Origin of the sequence: Nocardia sp. NPDC059180 (assembly GCF_042754945.1) — a bacterium.
GTDB lineage: Bacteria > Actinomycetota > Actinomycetes > Mycobacteriales > Mycobacteriaceae > Nocardia.
On record NZ_JBHZBU010000007.1, the window covers coordinates 159,307 to 181,193 of the forward strand.

The 21,887-nt window shown below is 69.6% G+C and carries 1 protein-coding gene and 1 pseudogene; both read right to left on the reverse strand.

What is annotated here, in order from left to right; all coding sequences use genetic code 11:
• Positions 1-11: 11 nt before the first annotated feature.
• Positions 12-10,910 (reverse strand): type I polyketide synthase, encoded by a 10,899-nt coding sequence (locus ACFXNW_RS21950; protein WP_379419596.1) that lies wholly within the window; start codon positions 10,908-10,910, stop codon positions 12-14.
• Positions 10,907-21,874, reverse strand: a pseudogene (locus ACFXNW_RS21955) (type I polyketide synthase); the annotation flags it as partial. The gene ACFXNW_RS21950 and the pseudogene ACFXNW_RS21955, both read right to left, overlap by 4 nt.
• Positions 21,875-21,887 lie beyond the last annotated feature (13 nt).

Genomic DNA, 21,887 nt, shown 5'->3' on the forward strand with positions numbered 1-21,887 from the left:
CTCGATGGTTGTCACGGTGTGGTGATCTGCTGGTCGATGAGCGCGAAGAGCTCATCGACGCCGGCCGCTTCCACCGCGGCGCGATCACTGCGAACAGCGGACGCCGGTTCCGCCACGGCTTCGGACAATGTCACACGGATCCGCGCGGCCAGACGTTCCTTGTCCTCGGTGGCGGACAGACTCGCGAAAAGCGTTCGCAGCGCGGCGATCTGCTCGTCGGCCGCCGAGGCGGCCGGAGCCACCTCCAGCCGGGAGCGCAGGAATGCCGCCACTGCGGTCCCGGTCGGATAGTCGAACACCAGTGTCGAAGGCAGCTTCGTGCCCGCTGCCTCCGCCAGCCGGTTGCGCAGTTCGACGCTACCGAGCGAATCGAATCCCATGTCATTGAACGGTGTTTCGGGATCGATGGCAGCGGCGGACGGGTATCCGAGTACGGCCGCGGCGTGTTCGCGGACCACGCCGAGCAGCAGCTCGTCGCGCTGTTCGGCGGGTGCCGCGGCCAGCCGTGCCGCCAGCTCGGCGCCGGTGGCACCGGCGCCAGCGGCCCGGCGTGCTCGTACCGGGACCAGGCCGTCGAGCATCTCCGGCAGGAGCCCGGCTCTGGCCTGCGCCGACAGCGCCGTCCGGTCGAATTCGACGCAAGCGGCCACGGCCTCGTCGGCGGCGAGTGCGGCGTCCAGTAAGGCGACACCGGCGGCGGTGTCGAGGACCTTGACACCGGACCGTTCCAGCCGCGTCACCGCCGACCGGTCGAGGGCCCCCGTCATGCCGACGTCCTGATGCCACGGGCCCCACGCCACCGAAAGCGCGGGCAGGCCCTCGGCGCGGCGTGCGTGGGCGAGGCCGTCGAGGTACGAGTTCGCCGCCGCGTAATTGCCCTGCCCCGCCGCACCGAGCATCGCCGCGATCGAGGAGAACACAACGAAGGCCGCCAGGTCGTCGCCCCGGGTGAGTTCGTCCAGATGCACGGCACCGTCGACCTTGGGGACGAGTACACGATCGAGCTGTTCGGGGGTCAGCTTCTCGATGGTGGCGTCGTCCACTACACCCGCGGAGTGAAGCACCGCGGTCAGCGGATGTTCGGTGCCGATCGATGCCAGCACCGTCGCGACACTCGCCCGGTCACCGATATCGCAGGCGGCCACGCGGGTTTCGGCGCCGGCGGCGGTGAGTTCGGCGGCCAGCTCCGCCGCGCCCGGTGTCGCCGGGCCTCGCCGGGACACCAGCAGCAGATGCCGCACACCGTGCGCGGCGACCAGATGGCGGGCCATCACCGCGCCGAGACCGGTGGTGCCACCGGTGATCAGCACCGTGCCGCTGCCGAATGCCGCGCTCGGCTCGGCGGGCTCGGGATCCCTGCCCTCGACCAGCCGCGGCACGAACATACTGGTATCGCGGACAGCCACCTGTGCCTGCGCCGAGTCGAGCACCCTCCGCACCAGATCGCCGGACAGTTCGCCGTCATGGTCGAGCAGCACGATCCGGCCGGGGTGCTCCGACTGGGCGGAGCGGACCAGACCGGCCACCGCGGCCATGGCCGGGTCCACCGATTCACCGGGCAGCCCCACCGCGCGGCGGGTCGCCACCACCAGGCGGGCGTCCGCCAGCCGCTCGGCGGACAGCCAGGACCGCAGTCCCATCCACGCCGTGCGGACCGAGCTGCGGACAGCGGCGGCGCGTTCGGGTGATGGGATATCCCCCAGATCGGCGAGAGACCAGATGATCACATCCGGAACCGACTCTGCCGCAACGAGTTCGGCTGTATCGGCATAACTGTGCGCGATACCGCCGACCCGGACCGAACCCAAGGTCGCCACCACACCGGCCGCGCCGGGCGAGACGGCGGGCAGCGCCGATTCGATCCATCGCAGATGCAGCGGTGTCGTCCGGCGGCCCCCTGCGCGCGCCCCGGACAGCAGGTCCGCGTCGATCGGGCGAGCGCGGACCGCCTCTACGCTCAATACCGGCGAACCGGCGTGATCGACGGCCTCGATTCCCAGCTGCCCGCCACTGTGGCGGATCAGCCGGACCCGCACCGCCTCCGCGCCCGAACGCCACAACCGGACGCCGGTGAAGGCGAAGGGCAGCGGCACCTGTCCGGCGGGCAGATCGTCGATCAGCTCATCGACACCCGCGTGCAGGCAGGCGTCGAGCAACGCCGGATGAATGCCGAATGCGGCGGCCGAACCGCGCACCGCGTCATCGAGGGAGACCTCGACGAAGGTCCGATCGTCGTGCCGCCATATCCCGGTGACGCCCTGGAAGGCGGGACCGTAGTCGAATCCCAGCTGGGCCAGGCGATCGTAGAGCGATCGGTGATCGGCCTGCTCCGCCTCTGCGGGCGGCCAGGCCGGGTCGGGGCTGGTCGGGGTGCTCTTCGCGGCGGCGGCCAGTACGCCGCGCGCATGCAGCACCCAAGGGGTCGGGTCGGTGGAATCCGGTGCGGGCCTGGAGTGGATCGTGAAGGCGCGGCGACCTTCGTCGTCGAGCGCTTCGACGGTCAGTTGCAGTTCGACCGCAGTGGTGCCGTCGAGCACCAGTGGTGCTTCCAGCAGCAATTCCTCGACGGTGTCGAGATCCAGGTGCGCGCCCGCGGCCAACGCCGATTCCACGAAGGCGGCTCCCGGCAGTACGACCGAACCGAATACCGCGTGATCGGCGATCCACGGCTGGGTGCGTACCGAGAACCGGCCCGTGAACAGCCATTCGTCGCGGCCCGCGAGCTGCACCGCATTCGCCGTGAGCGGATGCCCGAACGTTCCGGTCGCTGGTTCGGCGGCGGGCCGCACCCAGAACCGCTGATGCTGGAACGCATAGGTCGGTAGCTGCGCGCGGCCGGTGGCGCGGCCTGCGGCCAGCTGCCGCAGATCTACCGGCAGACCCGCGGTGAGCAGGTGTGCGAGGGCCGAGACGAACTGGACCACCTCGTCGGTCGTGCGTCGCGACGATGCCACCGTCATCGACTTCGCGGCGGCCTCCGAATGTTCGGCGAGACATTCCGTAGTCATCGCGGCGAGCGCCGCATCCGGGCCGACTTCCACGAATCGCCGTACACCCGATGCGCTGAGGGTGTCGACCGAGGGTGCGAATCGCACGCATTCGCGCACCTGCGCCACCCAGTACTCCGGGTCGAGCAGCTCGGTATCGGCCGGTGCGCCGGTAACAGTCGAGACCATCGGAATCGACGGCTCCCGATAGGTCAACCCCTTTGCCACGCTGCGGAATTCGTCCAGCATCGGCTCCATCAGGGCGGAGTGGAACGCGTGTGACACCTGGAGCCGGGTGTTCTTGCGACCGGTATCGGTGAGTTGCCCGCCGATGTCGGCGAGAGCGTCCGCGGCACCGGAGAGCACCACCGACGCGGGTCCGTTGACAGCCGCGAGCGATACCCGGCCGTCGTACTCGGCGATGACCGCCGACGCCTCGGCCTCGGTGATCGCCGCGGCCAGCATCGCACCACCCGGGGGCAGTGCGCCCATCAGCCTGCCCCGCGCGGCCACCAGGGCGCATGCGTCCGGCAGCGACCACACGCCCGCGACGTAGGCCGCGGCGAGTTCACCGATGGAATGTCCGGCCAGCACATCCGGTGCCGCACCGAAGGACGCCAGCAACCGGAACATCGCCACCTCGAAGGCGAACAGTGCGGGCTGGGTCCATTCGGTCCGGCCCAATTCATCCTCGGGGTCGGTGAACATCACCGCACGCAACGATCGTCCGGACAATGGATCGAACGCCGCGCACACTTCGTCCAATGCCGCTGCGAAGACGGGGAATGCGGCCGACAGCGCCGCGCCCATACCCCGTCGCTGCGCACTTTGACCGGTGAACAGGAACGCGGTCGTGCCGATGCGCGGCACGCCTGTCACCACCGACGCCGACGAGGTCCCCGTCGCCAGGGCCGCCAACCCGGCGAGCAGTTCGTCGCGCCCGCTGCCGACCACGACCGCACGCCGATCCAGCAGCGCCCGCGAGTCCAGCAGCGTCGGAACCATCGTCCACGGGTCCGCCTCCGGATGCCCGGCCAGCCAGCTCCGCAATCGCTCCGCCTGCCCGCGCAGGGCCTGCTCCGATTTCGCCGATATGACCAGTGGCACTACCTCGGGGTGCGGGCCGGTCGTGGCGGGTTCGGATTCGGCGATCTGGTCCGGGGCCTGTTCCACGATCACATGGGCGTTCGTCCCGCTGATCCCGAACGACGACACGCCCGCACGCCGCACCTGACTGCCAGCGGGCCACGGTTCGGCCTCCGTCAGCACTCGCACCGCACCGGCCGACCAATCCACATGTGGTGACAGCGCATCCACATGCAGTGTTCGCGGCAGGGTCTCATGACGCAACGCCTGCACCATCTTGATCACACCGCCGACACCCGATGCCGCCTGGGTGTGGCCGATATTCGATTTCAACGCACCGATCCGCAGTGGCCGGTCCCGATTCTGACCATAGGCGGCGATCAGTGCCTGCGCCTCGATCGGATCGCCGAGGGCCGTGCCGGTGCCGTGTGCCTCCACCACGTCGACCTGCGCCGGTTCCAGGCCGGCATCGGCCAGCGCCGCCGCGATCACCCGCTCCTGCGATGGGCCGTTCGGTGCTGTCAGGCCATTGCTCGCGCCGTCCTGGTTGATGGCGGTGCCACGCACCACGGCGAGCACGGGATGGCCCAAACGTTGTGCGTCCGCAAGCCGTTCCACGACTAGCACAGCAGCGCCTTCTGACCAGGCGACGCCGTCGGCGGATGCGGAGAATGCCTTGGACCGGCCGTCCGGCGCCAAGCCACGCTGCCGGGAGAAATCCACGAACAGGGTCGGTGTCGACATCACCGTCGCACCGCCGACCAGCGCCAGCGAACTCTCACCCTGCCGCAGGGCGCGGCAGGCCACATGCAGCGCGACCAGCGATGACGAGCATGCCGTATCGACGGTCAGCGCTGGACCTTCCAGCCCCAGCGCGTAGGCGACCCGTCCGGACACGACACTGCTCGCGGCACCGGTTGCCAGATACCCTTCGACCTCGGATCCCGCTGCGCGAGCGACGGTCTCGTAATCGGTGTACATCACGCCCGTGTAGACGCCGGTATCGCTGCCCCGCAACGAGGTCGGGTCGATACCGGCATGTTCGAGCGCTTCCCAGGACACCTCGAGCAGCAGGCGCTGCTGTGGGTCCATCGCGATCGCCTCGCGCGGGCCGATGCCGAAGAAGGCCGCATCGAAGTCGGCTGCGTTCGTGAGGAATCCGCCTTCCCTGGCGTAGGAGGTACCCGGATGGTCGGGGTCGGGGTGGAACAGGCGATCCAGCGGCCAGTCGCGATCGGCGGGAAATTCGCTGATGGCATCGGTTCCCGAGGACACCAGATCCCACAGCCCGTCCGCGGATTCGACACCGCCGGGATAACGGCAGGCCATACCGACGATCGCGATCGGTTCGTCGGGGCGCGCCCGGCGGCGCACCCGGCCGGTGTTCGCAGCGGAACCGGCGACCCTGGTCCGCAGGTACTCGGCCAGTGCCGACGATGTCGGATAGTCGAAGGCGAGGGTAGAGGGCAGCCGCAAGGACGTGGCCTCGGCGAGACGGTTGCGGAACTCCACCGCGCCGAGCGAATCGAATCCCAGTTCGCTGAATGCCTTACCGGCGTCGATCAATTCGCCCGATGGGTGCCCGAGCACCGCGGCGACCTGGTCGCGGACGAAGGCCAGCACGATCGCGGCATGTTTGTCCGGGTCTGCCGCCGCGAGCCGACGGGCGAGGTCACCACCGCCGTCGGAGCGCCGCGCCGCGGGCACCAGCGCCCGCAGCAGCGGCGCAAGCAGACCAGCGCGCGCCTGCGCCGACAAAGCGGCCGTATCGACATCGATCGCGGCGGTGCACGGCCGGTGCGTACCCACCGCCAGATCGAGCAGGGCCAGCCCATCGGTGTGGGCCAGCGGACGAACACCCATCCGGGACAGGCGTGCCAAGTCCGCCGCGCCCAGTTCCGCCGTCATCCCACCGGCCGGGCTCCATGGACCCCAGGCCACCGATGTCACCGGGAGCCCGGCGGCGGTGCGGTGGCGAGCCAAGGCGTCGAGCACCGAGTTCGCCGCCGCGTAATTGCCCTGGCCGGGCGAGCCGAGAATTCCGGCGATCGAGGAGAACAGGATGAAGGCCGACAGTTGCTGATCGAGGGTGAGCTCGTGCAGGTGCAGCGCCGCATCGGCCTTGGCGGCGAGTACCCGGTCGATCTGCTCGGGTGTGAGCGTTTCGATGGTGCCGTCGGCCAGGACGCCTGCCGCGTGCACCACGGCCGTCAGTCCTGGTCCGTCGGCGATGTCGTCGAGCAGGCGTGCGACGGCGGTGCGATCGCTCACATCGCACGCGAGCACCCGTGTTCGTGCCCCGTATTCGGCCAGTTCGGCCACCAGATCGGCCGTGCCGCCGGCTTGTTCGCCGCGTCGGGACACCAGCACCAGATCACGCGCACCATGCGCCTCGGCCAGGTGTCGAGCCACCAGTGCACCGAGCCCGCCGGTGCCGCCGGTGATCAGTACCGTGCCGGAACCGATCCCGAAGTCCGGTGCGGTCGCGGGCGCGTCGGATCGGGTCAGCCGCGGGACGAGCAGTGCGCCCGCACGGACCGCGAACTGCGCTTCGTCGGCGTCCAGGGCTGCCGACACCACCTCGGGTGTCACCGCACCGTCGATATCGCTGTCGATCAACAGGATTCGCCCTGGGTGCTCCGACTGTGCGCTGCGCAGCAGTCCCAGTGCCGCCGCGGCGGCCGGAGCGGGGGTTTCACCCGGCAGACCGGCCGCCTCGCGCGTCACCACGACCAGCCGGGTGTCCTGGGTGCCGGGGGCGCGCAGCCATGCGCGAATGATCGTCAACGCGGTGTGCACACTGCTGTGCACCGACTCGGGGGTGCTCGATGCCGTCGCGCCGATCTCGTCGGCGAACCACACCACTGCATCGAAACGCGAAGGGTCGAGGGAGGCAGGATCGGTGGCGGCCACAGGATCGGCTGCGGCGGGACCGCTTTCGGCGATGGCCTCGAGCACCGCGCCCGGATCCGGGTAGCTATCGCCGAAGCCGGGAACCGGTGATGAGCCCGCGGCGGCGAATCGCCGCGACGGCGAGCCGCTGTGAGCACCGGATTCGACCGGTATCCAGCTGATCTCAAAGAGCCGACGCCGGTCCGCGGAGCGGCCGTCGTGCAGCGCCCGGCTGCTCACCGGACGCGCTCGCAATGTGTCGACGGTCAGTACCGGCGCACCGGTCGCGTCGACGGTTTCCAGCCGCATGCCGTCGGAGCCGATGCGGCGCAGCCGAACTCGTACGGCCGCCGCGCCGGGCCGGAACAATCGGACGCCAGTGAACGAGAACGGCAGCGGCACGTGATCCGGGGGCAGGTCGGTGGTCATTGCGGGAACGGCGGCATGCAGGGCGGCGTCCAGCAGGGCGGGATGGATACCGAACCGAGCGGCGTCCGTTCCGGTGTCGGCGGCCATGCTCACCTCGGCCACGATGTCGTCACCGTCCTGCCATCGCTGACGCACGCCCTGGAACATAGGTCCGTAACCGAGCCCGAGCGCGGCCAATTCGTCGTACAGCGCAGCACCGGAGGCGGCATCGTCGGGTGCCGGGAATTCGGCGCCGGTGTCGGACGGGTCGATCTCCCCGCCCGGTGCGAGAAGGCCGTGCGCGTGCGTGATGTCGGATTCCTCGCCGGTCCCGGCATCGGTCACCCGCGACGCGACGACGAATCGTCGCCGCCCGCCCGCCTCCGGCGCTTCGACGCGGATCTGAACGGCGGCCTCGGCTCCCTCGTCCAATCGCAATGGCGATTCCAGTACCAGTTCGTCGACGACCTCGGCGCCCACCCGTGCACCGACAGCCAGTGCCAGCTCCACGAATCCGGTGCCGGGGAAGAGCACTCCGTCGAAGACCGTGTGATCGGCGATCCAGGACTGCGACCTGGTGGAGAGGCTTCCGGTGAACAGCCACTCGTCCTTGCCCGCGACCGAGATCGCGGCGCCGAGCAGCGGGTGTTCGAGCGGGAGCAGTCCGGCACGGCGCACATCTGCCTGGTCGCCGCCGGCAGGCAGCCAGTACCGCGCACGCTGGAACGCATAGGTCGGCAGGGCGATGCGTTGCGGCGACCGGCTCTCGAAGACGGGTCGCCAATCCACGGCGAGTCCCGCGGCGAACGCGGTGGCAAGGAACGCGGTGAACTGGGTGGGCTCATCGGTACCGCGCCGCGCCGTCGCGGCGACCACGGAGCGCGCCTCGAGATCGGGTTCCTCGGCCAGGCATCGGCGGGTCATCGCTGTCAGGACGGCATCCGGGCCGAGTTCCAGGAAGCGGCGCACGCCGGAGCCGGTCAGTGCCCGGATTCCCGGCGCGAACCGCACAGCCGAGCGGACCTGGCGCACCCAGTACTCCGGATCGGTCAGTTCTTGTTCGGCGGGCTCGCCGGTCACGTTGGACACGATCGGCATTGTCGGCATCCGATAGGTCAATCCTGCTGCCACCGAACGGAACTCCGCGAGCATCGGTTCCATCCTGGCGGAATGGAAGGCATGGCTGACCCGCAGCCGCGTCGTCTTGTGTCCGCGCTCGCCGAGCAGCCGTTCGATGTCATCGACGACCTCCGTATCGCCCGACAGCACGATCGCGGACGGACCGTTCACCGCCGCGACCGACACCCGGCCGTCGTGATCGCGCACCAGAGCGTTCGCCTCGTCCTCGGCGATCGAGACCGCGAGCATCGCCCCACCCGTGGGCAAGGCCCCCATCAACCGCCCGCGCGCCGCCACCAGAGCACAGGCATCGGTCAGCGACCAGACCCCGGCGACGTACGCCGCCACCAGTTCACCGATGGAATGCCCGAGCAGCACATCGGCGGTCACGCCGAACGATTCGGCCAGCCGATACAGCGCCACCTCGAACGCGAACAGCGCGGGTTGGGTGAACTCCGTCCGGTCCAGCAACGCCGTGTCGTCGGCGAACATCACCTCTCGCAACGACGTTGCAGAGCCCCGGCCCGGCACCGCGTCGAACTGGGCGCACACCCCGTCCAGCGCCGCCGCGAACACCGGAAACGCCGCATACAGCTCCCGACCCATCCCCGGCCGTTGCGCGCCCTGGCCGGTGAAGAGGAAGGCTGTGCGGCCGGTGCCGACCACGCCACGAACCACACCGCTGCGATCGGCGGCCGTCTCGTCGGCCAGGGCCGCCAGACCGGCCAGCAGCTCGGCCCGGTCCCTGCCCACCACGGCACCGCGCCAGTCCAGCCGGGCCCGGGCGGTCGACAGCGTATGCGCCACATCCCAGATATCGGCGTCGGGATCGTTGATCAGCCGCAGCCGCAGGCGGTCTGCCTGCGCCCGCAATGCCGCTGCCGATTTCGCCGATACGAGCCACGGCACGACATCCTGGCCTGTTGCCGGTGTTGCGGAGCCCGGCCCCCGGACCGTGAGCGGTTGCGCCGCTGTCGCGCGCGCCGCGCCGGCTCCCGAGCCCGGCTGTTCCGCGTCGACCGGATCAGCGGGCGCTTCCTCGAGGACGAGATGGGCGTTGGTGCCGCTGGCGCCGAACGATGACACGCTGGTCCGGCGTACCCGCTCCCCCGCAGGCCACGGCTGGGCCTCGGTCAGCAACCGCACCGTGCCCGCGGACCAATCCACATGCGGCGTCGGCGCATCCACATGCAGCGTCTTGGGCAGCACACCATGCCGCATGGCCTGCACCATCTTGATCACACCACCGACACCCGCCGCGGCCGAGGTGTGACCGATATTCGATTTCAACGAACCGAGCCACAGCGGCGTATCCCGCTCCCGCCCGTACGCCGAGATCAAGGCCCTGGCCTCGATCGGATCACCGAGCATCGTGCCGGTACCGTGCGCCTCGACGGCGTCCACATCCGCCGGGTCCAGCCCCGCATTGGCCAGCGTCTGCACGATCACACGTTCCTGCGACGGGCCGTTCGGCGCGGTCAGGCCCTTGCTCGCACCGTCTTGGTTCACGGCGGTACCCCGGACGACGGCGAGGACCGTATGCCCGAGCCTGCGCGCGTCCGACAGCCGCTCCAGCACCAGCACCCCGAGCCCCTCGGCGAAGCCGGTACCGTCCGCCGACGCCGCGAATGCCTTGCAGCGGGCATCGGGTGCGAGGCCCTGCTGGCGCGCGAACGCGATCAGCAACGCCGGATCCGACATCACCGTGACACCACCGGCCAGTGCCAGCGTGGTGTCCCCCTGCCGCAATGCCTGACATGCCAGATGCACCGCGACCAGCGATGACGAACATGCGGTATCCACCGACATCGCCGGCCCCTTCAGACCGAGCGTATAGGCGACCCGGCCCGCGACCACACAGTTCGCCACCCCCATATAGACGTGGCCCTCCGCTTCGGCCGACAAGGCCGGGGAACCTACGCGCGGCCCGTAGTGCTGGTGGATGACCCCGGTAAAGACTCCGGTCTCGCTGCCACGCAACGACACCGGATCGATACCGGCATCCTCGATCGCCTCCCAGGACGCCTCCAGCATCAACCGCTGCTGCGGATCCATCACCGCCGCCTCGCGCGGCCCGATACCGAAGAAGCCCGCGTCGAAATCGGCGGCCGAATACAGGAATCCGCCCTCGCGGGTGTAGACGGTATTCGGCACACCCGGATCGGGGTCGTACAGCCGCTCCAGATCCCAGCCACGGTCGGTCGGGAATCCGCCCACCGCATCGGTGCCGGAGGCGACCAGATCCCACAGCTGTGCCGGATTCTCCACACCGCCCGGATAGCGGCAGCTCATGCCGACGATCGCGATCGGTTCCCGCGCCCGCTCCTCGAGGTCCTGGATGTGCTTGTTGGCGGAGCGCAGATCTCCGGTGACCTTCCGCAGGTACCGGGTGAGGCGTTCCTCGTTGTCAGTGCTCATGGCCGGCCAAACTCCTCATCGATCAGGTCGAACAGCTCGTCGGTGGAATGCGCGGCGAGATCGTCGTATTCGTCGGTCCGCCCGCTGTCTCCGAGGTGGGATCGCAGCCGGTCACCGAGGGCGAGCAGTGTGGTGACCGTGGCGTCGTCGTCGCCAGCGGTGGCGAGGACGTGGTCGAGCATTGCGGCGAGACGATCGAGGTCGCCGGGTGTCACGGCGGCCGTTGACGGCGCCGTTTCGACCGTCGCGGCCAACTGCTCGTGCAGGTAACCCGCCAGATCGGCCACTGTCGGGTAATCGAAAACGATCGTCGAGGGCAATTGCAGACCGGTGGCTTTCGACAACCGGTTGCGGAACTCCACACCGCCGAGCGAGTCGAAGCCGATCTCGTCGAATCCCTTGTCGGAGCGGATCTCTTCGGCCGATGAGTACCCGAGTACGGCGGCGGCGTGTTCGAGAACCAGGTCGAGCACGGCCCGCTCCCGTTTCGCGACGGGCACCGCGGTCAGGTCGAATCCTTGTGCTCGCCGACCGGGCCCGTTGGCCGGTTCGGTACGCGGGACGAGCCCACGCAGCACTGCGGGGATGACGCCCGCCCGTGCCTCCCGGCGCAGGGCGTGCACATCGAAGGACACCGGAACCAGCACCGCCGGGCTTCTCGTGTCCGGCGCGCTGCCCGCGACGGAGTCGAACAGCCGCAGGCCGTCGGGATGCGACAGTGGGCGCAGGCCCAGCCGAGCCAGCCGCGCCACCGCCGCCTCATCCAGGTGGTCGGTCATACCGCCCGATCCCGTGCCGGATTGTGCCCATGGACCCCACGCGAGTGCCACGGCGGGCAAGCCCTCGACCCGGCGGCGGGCAGCCAGCGCGTCGAGGAAGGCATTGGCGGCGGCGTAATTGGCCTGCCCGGCGGGCCCGAGCACCCCGGTGATCGAGGAGAAGAGCACGAACGCGGAGAGATCCAGCTGCCGCGTCGCCTCGTGCAGATGCCAGGCCGCATCGACCTTCGGCGCGAGCACCTGATGCAACCGCTTCGCGGTGAGAGTGCCGATCGTGGCGTCGTCGAGCACACCGGCCGCATGGACTACACCCGTCAACGGCTGTTCGGCTGGGATCGAATCCAGCAGCGCCCCTACCGCCGTGCGATCGGTGACATCGCACGCCGCAAGGCGGACCTGTGCGCCGAGTTCACTCAGTTCCGCCGCCAATTCCATCGCGCCACCCGCTTTTTCACCGCTGCGGGAGACGAGCAGCAACCGCCGGACATCATGTTCGGTGACCAGATGCCGGGCCAGTATCGCGCCGAGCCCACCGGTGCCTCCGGTGACGAGCACGGTGCCGGAACCGAACGTCGGACGCCGCTCGCCGGATACCGTCGCCGGTGCCAGCCGTGGCGCGAGCATGGTGTCGCCGCGAACGGCCACATTCGGTTCGCCGGTGGCCAGCACCCGCAGCACCGCATCGGCCGAGAGCGGCCGTTCGGCATCGGAGAGCTGCCAGTCGAGCAGCACGATCCGGCCGGGATGTTCGGTTTGCGCGCTGCGGACCAGACCCGAGACCGTGGCAGCGGCGAGGTTCGGTGTCTCGCCGGGCAGTCCGGCGGCGTTATGGGTGACGATGACGAGCTGCGCGGACTCCGTGGCGCCCAGCTCCAACCACTTCTGGAGCAGCCGCAACGTCGAGCGCGTCTGCTCGTGCACCGCGGCGGTGATATCGCCGTTGCGCGCGAGTGCCTGCGCGGCGACCGACCACACCACCACCTCCGCCTGCGCATCCGCGGACCCGGCCAGGGTGGTGAGATCTGGATATCGTTCCCGTGCATCGGACACCGGGACCGAACCCAGCGCCGCGACCACACGCCGCGTGGGATCGCCGGCGACGACATCCAGTGGCGTCCAGTGCGTCTCGTATGCCCCGGCGTCCCCGCCTGCCGCGGCACCGCGCAGCTGGGAGACGTCGTAGGACCGCATGACGACCTCGTCGAAGGACAGCACCGGATTACCCGCAGCATCCATCGCCGCGATGGCGAGGCCGTCCTGGCCCTTCGACACCGCGATCACCCGCAGCCTCTCCGGCCGCGTGCTGCCGTGGAATCGCGCACCGCCCCAGCGGAACAGCAGTTTGCCGATCTCCGGATCGCCACCGTGTTCCGGCCACATCAGACACGCGAGCCCCGCGTGGCCGACCGCGTCCATCAAGCCCGGATGCAGCGTGAAGCCGCCCTGGTCGATGGACTCGTCGAGGGCGACCTCGGCGAAGACGGTGTCGCCGCGCCGCCAGGCCCGTTCGGTACTGCGGAACGAACCGCTGTATTCGAGACCCGATGCGGCCTCGATATGCCGGGGGATCCATTCCGGATCGACCGATTCGGCATCAGTCGGCGGCCACGGCTCGGCACGGAGCCGGTCCAGCAGCGGTTCGGTCGCAGGTCGCTCGCCCGACAGGATGCCGCTGGCATTGCGGACCCAGCTGTCGTCACCGTCACCGGCGATCCGGTAGTGGAAGGTGAAATGCCGTCGGCCCGTCTCGTCGGCGCGGTCGACGAGCACCTGCAATTCGAGCGCACCCTCCTCGGGTGGCAGGACCGGAGCCTCCAGGGTCAGCTCCTCCACGCCCGCGCAGCCCAACCGCGGTACCGCGACCAGCAGCATCTCCACCAGCGCTGTACTCGGCACCACCAGCACGCCATAGCTGGTGTGGTCCGCGAGCCACGGATGGGTCCGGCGCGCGAGGGTGCCGGTGAGCATCCATTCGCCGGTGCCCGCGAGCGGCACCGCACCGGTCAATACCGGATGGCCCGTCGCGCTCGGCGATACCGAGGCGACCGGCGCCAACCAGTACCGCCGATGCTGGAATGCATAGGTGGGCAACGGCACCCGGCGAACCGGGCGGTCACCGAACAGTCCCGCCCAGTCCACCGGTGCGCCCGAGACACCGGCCCACGACAGTGCCGAGACGACGTGGGCCTGTTCGTCGGTGGCCCGCCGAGCGGCCGCGATCACCGTCGATTTCGCCTCGATATCCGGCGTCGGGGCCAGGCACTGCCGGACCATCGCGGCCAGCACCGCATCAGGGCCGAGTTCCACGAATCGCCGCACACCCGAGGCAATCATGACGTCCACCCCTGGTGCGAACCGTACGCACGCCCGCACCTGCGCGACCCAGTAGCCCGGATCGCGTACATCGTCGCCGACCCGGGTGCCCGACACATTGGACACGATCGGCAGCGACGGCTCGTGATAGGTCACGCTCTCGGCCACCGCGCGGAATTCATCGAGCATGGGCTCCATGAGCGGCGAATGGAAGGCATGGCTGACCCGCAATCGAGAGGTTTGTACCCCCTCGAGGACGAAGGTCGCGGCGAGGGCTTCGACCGCGGCTTCCGCGCCCGACAGCACCACCGATCCCGGACCGTTCACCGCCGCCACCGATACCTGGCCGGCGTGCTCCTGGCCGATGTCCGCCATCGCCGCGAGCGCACGTTCCTCCGATACCGCCACCGCCACCATGGCTCCGCCTGTGGGCAGCGCGCCCATCAACCGGCCCCGCGCCGAGACCACTGCGCACGCGTCCGGCAGCGACCACACCCCGGCCACATAGGCGGCCGCCAGCTCGCCGATCGAATGGCCGATCACCAGATCCGGAGTGATACCGAAAGATTCGAGCAGCCGGAACATCGCCACCTCGAATGCGAACAGCGCGGGCTGCGTCCATTCGGTCCGGTCCAGTGTGGTCGAGGCGCCGTCGTTCGCCGCATCGAACATCACGGCCTTCAGCGAACCGCCGAGCACCGGATCGAATTCGGCGCACACCTCGTCCAGCGCGGCGGCGAAGGCCGGGAACGCGCGGTACAGCTGCGCACCCATACCGTGCCGCTGCGCGCCCTGGCCGGTGAACAGGAATGCCGTCTTCCCCCCGTCCGCGACCGCTTCGATGGTGCCCGGCGCACCCACCGCCAGTGCGGCCAGCCCGGCCAGGAGTTCGTCCCGGTCACGGCCGGTGGCCGCACCGCGCCAATCCAATCGGGCCCGTGCCGTCGCCAGTGTGTGCGCGATGTCCACGACATCCAGGTCGGGCTCGTCGATCAGATACTGCCGCAACCGCTCTGCCTGTGCTCGCAGGCCCGCTTCGGTGTTCGCAGACACCATCCAGGCGACGGCGTTGCCGGTTGGCGGTTCGTCCTGGGATTGCGGCGGTGCCGGTTCCCGCTGCGCCGGAGCCTCCTCCATGATGACGTGGGCGTTGGTGCCACTCACACCGAACGACGACACTCCCGCCCGGCGCTTGCGCTCACCCAGTGGCCATGGCTCGGCCTCGGTCAAGAGCTCGACTTCGCCCGCCGACCAGTCCACATGTGGGCTGGGCACTTCCGCGTGCAGTGTCCTCGGCTGGGTTTCGTAGCGCATGGCCTGGATCATCTTGATCATCCCGGCCACACCGGCCGCGGCGACGGTATGGCCGATATTCGATTTGACCGTTCCGATCCGCAGCGGCCGGCCCGCGCGGTCGCGCCCGTATGCGGCGATCAGCGCTTGGGCTTCGATCGGATCGCCCAATGTCGTGCCGGTGCCGTGCGCCTCGACCACGTCGATATCCGACGGCCGCAGGCCCGCGTTCGCCAGTGCTGCCGCGATCAGTCGTTCCTGCGAGGGACCGTTCGGCGCGGTCAAACCATTGCTGGCGCCGTCCTGGTTCACGGCCGTTCCGCGCACCAGGCCGAGTACCCGATGACCGAGCCTGCGGGCATCGGAGAGCCGCTCCAGCACCAGCACACCGACGCCCTCGGCGAAGGCGACGCCGTCGGCCGCGGCCGAGAACGCCTTGCACCGACCGTCGGGGGACAGCCCACGCTGGCGGGCGAAGTCGACGTAGAGGTGCGGGGTGGCGGCGACGGTGACGCCGCCCGCCAGCGTCAGTGAGCTCTCACCCTGGCGCAGCGCCTGGCAGGCCAGGTGCACTGCGACCAGCGATGAGGAGCATGCGGTGTCCACCGTGACCGCGGGTCCTTCGAGCCCGAAGACATAGGCCACCCGCCCGGACAGCACACTGCTGGTGGTACCGGTGAGCCGGTAGCCCTCCAGATCACCGCCCACCCGTTCGGCGTACCCCGAGTAGCCCGCTCCGGTGTACACACCGGTATCGGTGCCGCGCAGCGACATCGGGTCGATATTGGCCTGTTCCAATGCCTCCCAGGAGACTTCGAGCAGCAGGCGCTGCTGCGGATCCATGGCCGAGGCTTCCCGTGGGCCGAGCCCGAACAAGCTCGCGTCGAAATCGGCAGCACCGTCGAGGAATCCACCGCGGCGGGTGTATACCGTGCCGGGCTCGTCCGGATCCGGGTCGAACAGCCGATCCAGATCCCACCCGCGATCGGACGGGAATTCACCGGTCGCATCGGTGCCCGCGGTAATGAGATCCCACAGCTGATCCGGCGATTCGACGCCGCCGGGGAACCGGCAGGCCATCCCGACGATGGCGATGGGCTCATCCGCCCGCACCCGGCGCACGGTCTTCCCGGTCGGCGCGGCCACCGACGGCGCGAGCTTCGACAGCACCAGCGTCGCCACCGCCGCCGGGGTGGGATGGTCGAACACCAGCGTGGATGGCAGCTGCACACCGGTCGTCTTGCTCAGCCGATTACGGAACTCCACCCCGCCGAGGGAATCGAAGCCGACCTCGTCGAAGCGCTGATCGGGCCGGATGTCCTCGCCCGAATCGTGTCCGAGGACAGCGGCCGCCTGGGCCCGCACCATATCCAGCACGATCTCACCGCGCTGCGCCTGTGGCACCCCGGCCAGCATGCCATCCGTAGGCGCGCTCACCGGCACCGATTGTGCCGCCCGCACCGGACGCCGGACGAATCCACGCAGCACCGCGGGCACCGCGTCGATATCGGAGGCACGGCGCAAGACACTCGGATCGAACCTAATCGGCACCACATGGGCTCGGCCCCGGGCCAATGCTGCGTCGAACAGGCGCAGCCCTTCGGCATCCTCGAGCTGTCCAAGCCCCAGCCGCTGCCAGCGCGCGACAGCGGCACGATCGAGGCCGCCGGTCATACCGTTGCGCTGCTCCCACGGTCCCCATGCCAGCGAGATCGCGGTCTGCCCGGCCGCTCGCCGCCGTGCCGTCAAGGCGTCGAGGAACCCGTTCGCCGCGGCGTAATTGGCCTGCCCGGCCGATCCGAGCACCGTGGCGAGCGAGGAGAACACCACGAACGCCGCGAGATCACGGTCGCGGGTCAGTTCGTCGAGGTGCCAGGCGCCGTCCACCTTCGGCGCCAGCACCCGGTCGGTCTGCTCGGCGGTCAGCGATGCCACGGTCGCGTCGTCCAGTACACCGGCCGCGTGCACGACACCGGTCAGACCGCCGTCGGATTCGATCGCGTCCAACAGGTTTCGCAGCGCGTCGCGGTCGGTGACATCGCAAGCCACCACCTCGACGCCGGCACCGAGCCGGGTCAGCTCGGCGATCAGCTCGGTCGCACCGGAGGATTCGAGGCCGCGCCGAGAGGTCAACGTCAGCCTGCGCACCCCGTGCTCGGCTACCAGATGCCGGGCCAGCAGGGCACCGAGACCGCCGGTACCCCCGGTGATCAGCACGGTTCCGTCACCGAACGATGGTGTGGCTTCTGTGTTCTCGACATACGGACGACGGGCCACCGCAGCACCGTCAACAGTGTGTGAGCCCAGCTGATCGGTGAGCCCACCAGTAGGTTCCCCCGGCAGGCGCACCAGCCGCGGCACCTGCACCGCCGCGTCCCGGACCGCGATCTGCGGCTCCCACAGCGACACCACGTCCGCGAGCCGATCGGCGTCCAGCGGATTCGCCGAATCCTCGTCCACCACCGTGAACCGATCCGGATGCTCCGACTGCGCGCTGCGCATCAACCCCCATATCGCCGCCGCGGCGGCGTGCGGAACCGCACCGGGCGATTCCACCCCGCCTGCCGTCAGCACCACGAGCCGAGCGTTCGCTGTGCGCTCCTCGGCGAGCCACGACCGCAACAAGTTCAGTGTGTCGTGTACCGCCCGTCGGACTCCCGCCGGATCATCGGTGCACGGTTCGGGCCGCCACACCACCACTTCGGGAACGCTGTCACCGGTGACGACCTCGGCCACCGACGCGTGCGCTGTGCTGATTCCGGCGACGATCGTGCCGCCGAGCACCGATATCGACGATCCCGGGCGGTGTTCGGCCGCCGCGGCGGGTTCCCAGCGCAATTCGTACAGTCCGGCGTCGTCACCGGAGAGCGCACCGCGGAATTCCTTGACGTCGTACGGGCGCATCACCACCGCGTCGACGGACACGATCGGCGTGCCGTCCGGGTCGACCGCCGCGGCGGAGACCGTATCGGCACCTGTCGCGACCGCGATGACCCGCAGCTCGGTCGGGCCGGCCGGTGCGGGCTTGTGCAGGCGCACACCGCCCCAGCGGAACAGCAGCCAGCCGGTGTCGGGATCGGCATCCTCCCCGCGCCACATCACCCTGGACAGACCCGCGTGCATGACCAGATCGAGCAGCGCCGGATGCAGGTCGTACCGTCCCGGTTCGGGCGCGGCGTCGGTGTTCAGCACGACCTCGGAGAAGACAGTGTCGTCGCGCTGCCAGGCCGCACGCACGCCGAGGAAGGCGGGACCGAATTCCAGTCCGGTGTCCTTGGCGATCCGGTCCGGAAGTGCTGTGGCGTCGATGACCTCCGCATCGGCGGGTGGCCACTGCTCCTCGTGCAGTCGCGACACCAGATCGTCGTCATCGTCTGCGCCGGCCGCGAGCGCGCCGGTGGCGTTGTGCACCCATTCGGCGTCGGGTGAGGTGCGGAAGTAGATCTCGAATCGGCGCTGCCCCGAGTCATCGGGCGCCTGCACCAGCACCTGGAGGTCCACCTCGTCATCGGCGCCGGGCAGGATCGGCGCCTGCAAGGTGAGTTCCTCGACTGTCCGGCAACCGATGCGGCCCGCCGCGACGAGCAGGAACTCGATCAGCGCCACGGCGGGTACCACCACCACGCCGTAGGTCTGATGATCGGCGATCCAGGGATGGCTGCGGAGCGAGAACCGGCCGGTGAACAGCCACTCGTCGGTACCCGCCAAGCCCACGACACCGGTCAGGATCGGATGGTCCGCCGCGGCCGAGGTGCCGGTCGGGGTCGACGGCAGCCAGAAGCGTTTGCGTTGGAACGGATAGGTGGGCAGGGGAATTCGGCGCGCTGTCCGGCCTGCGAACAGCGGCTCCCAGTCGACTCGTGTACCCGCCACATGGACCTGCGCCAGCGAGGTGACGGACTGTCGCACCTCATCGGCCGATCGGCGGGCCAGCGCGGCCACCCGGGTCGCCGACTCCGGCGCCGATTCGGCCGCCAAGCAGTCCCTGGTCATCGCCGCGAGCACCGCATCCGGCCCCACCTCGAGAAACCGCCGCACCCCCGCCTCGACCAGAGTGGAGACACCCGGCGCGAACCGCACGCAGCCGCGCACCTGGCGCACCCAATAGTCCGGGTCGGTGAGCTCGTCTGCGGCGAACGCACCGGATACGTTCGACACCAGCGGCACAGTGGGCCGTCGATAGTCGAGTGATGCTGCCACGGAACGGAATTCGTGCAGCATGGGCTCCATCCGAGCCGAATGGAAGGCGTGGCTGACTCGCAGCCGGGTGGTCTTGACCCCCTCGGCAGACAATTGCCGCTCGATCTCGGCGATGGCGTCGTCATCGCCGGACAGCACGGTCGAGGAGGGTCCGTTGACCGCCGCGACCGACACCCGATCGCCCGAGCCCGCGACGAGAGCGGCAGCACGGCGCTCCCCGACCGCCACCGCCAGCATCGCCCCGCCCGTCGGCAACGCGCCCATCAAGCGGCCGCGGGCCACCACCAGCGCGCACGCATCCGCCAGCGACCAGACACCCGCCACATGGGCCGCCGCCAATTCCCCGATCGAATGTCCGATCAATACATCAGGCACGACGCCGAACGACGCCACCAATCGGAACGCCGCCACTTCGAAGGCGAACAGCGCGGGCTGGGTGAATTCCGTCCGGGCCAATACCTCGTCGGGCCCGTTGAACATCAACGCTCGCAACGACCGTCCGAGTAGTGGATCGATGTGTGCGCACACCTCGTCCAGTGCCGCCGCGAACGCCGGAAACGCCGCGTACAGCCCGACCCCCATCCCCGCGCGCTGGGCACCCTGACCGGTGAACAGCAACGCGGTCTTTCCCGCACCCGCCGCCGCCTCGATGGCGCCCGGTCCACCTGCCGCGAGCTCGGCGAGCCCCGCGAGCATCTCGTCCCGGTCCCGGCCGATGACCGCTCCCCGCCGATCCAGCAGCGCCCGCGAGGCGGTGAGTGAATACGCCACATCCCATACGTTCGCCGCTGGATCGTCGAGCAGCCTCTGCCGCAGCCGATCCGCCTGCGCACGCAACGCATCCTCGGTTCTGGCCGACAGCACAAGTGCAGCGACATCCGGTGTGCCGGGCGCGGCACCTGCCCCATCTCGCGCGGTATCTGGCGTGCCGCGCTCGGCGCCCGATGTATCGGCCCCCCCGACCGGCATCGGCTGTTCGCCGGGCTGCGCGGCGACCGCGTCGACGGAAGCCTCTTCGAGAATCAGGTGCGCATTGGTGCCGCTGGCCCCGAACGACGACACACCCGCCCGTCGCGGCCGCTCCCCCGCCGACCACGGCTGAGCCTCGGTCAGCAACCGCACCGTCCCCGCCGACCAATCCACATGCGGCGACGGCGCATCCACATGCAAAGTCTTCGGCATCACACCGTGCCGCATCGCCTGCACCATTTTGATCACACCACCCACACCGGCAGCCGCCGACGTGTGACCGATATTCGATTTCAGCGAACCGAGACCGAGCGGCGCGCCTTCCCGGCGTCCGCCGTAGACACCGATCAAGGCCCGCGCCTCGATCGGATCACCGAGCATGGTGCCCGTACCGTGCGCCTCCACCGCATCCACATCCCAGGGATCGAGCCCGGCATTGGCCAGCGCCTGCCGGATGACACGTTCCTGCGACGGGCCGTTGGGCGCGGTCAGGCCATTGCTCGCACCGTCCTGATTGATCGCACTGCCACGAATCACCGCCAGCACGGTGTGGCCGAGCCGTCGCGCGTCGGACAACCGTTCCAGCACCAGCACCCCGAGCCCCTCGGAGAAGCCGGTGCCGTCCGCGGCCGCCGCGAATGCCTTGCATCGTCCGTCGGTCGACATCGCGCGCTGGCGGGCGAACGCGATCGGCAGCGAGGGATCCGACATCACAGTCACACCGCCCGCCAGCGCCAGCGTGGTGTCCCCCTGCCGCAAGGCCTGACAGGCCAGATGCACCGCGACCAAGGACGACGAGCACGCGGTGTCCACCGAGATGGCCGGACCCTTGAAACCGAGCGTGTAGGCGATCCGGCCGGACAGCACACTGTCCGAACCACCGAGGTAGGCATGGCCTTCCGTCTCGGCGGTGATCTCCGGAGAGCCGACCCGTGGCCCGTAGTACTGATGGATGACACCGGCGAACACCCCGGTCTCGCTGCCACGCAACGACACCGGATCGATGCCGGCATCCTCGAGTGCCTCCCACGACGCCTCGAGCAGCATCCGCTGCTGTGGATCCATCGCGGCCGCCTCCCGCGGGCCGATGCCGAAGAAGGCCGCGTCGAAATCGCCGATGGAGTCCAGGAATCCACCCGAGCGGGTGTAGACCGTGCCCGGTACATCCGGGTCCGGGTCGTAGAGCCGCTCCAGATCCCACCCCCGGTCGGCGGGGTAGTCGCCGATGGCGTCCACACCGTCGGCGGCCACCCGCCACAGGTCCTCGGCCGATCGCACGCCGCCCGGATAACGGCAGGCCATACCGACGATAGCGATCGGTTCCCGTAACCGGTCGGTGAGCGCGCGGAGTTGTTGTTTGGTCTCGTACAGCTCCTTCGCGGTCTTCTTGAGGTACCGGCGCAGTTCGTCGTTATCGGCCATC

Excerpts from the sequence above, each read along its gene's own strand:
- ACFXNW_RS21950 (WP_379419596.1), bottom strand. The coding sequence starts at position 10,910 with ATGAGCACTGACAACGAGGAACGCCTCACCCGGTACCTGCGGAAGGTC.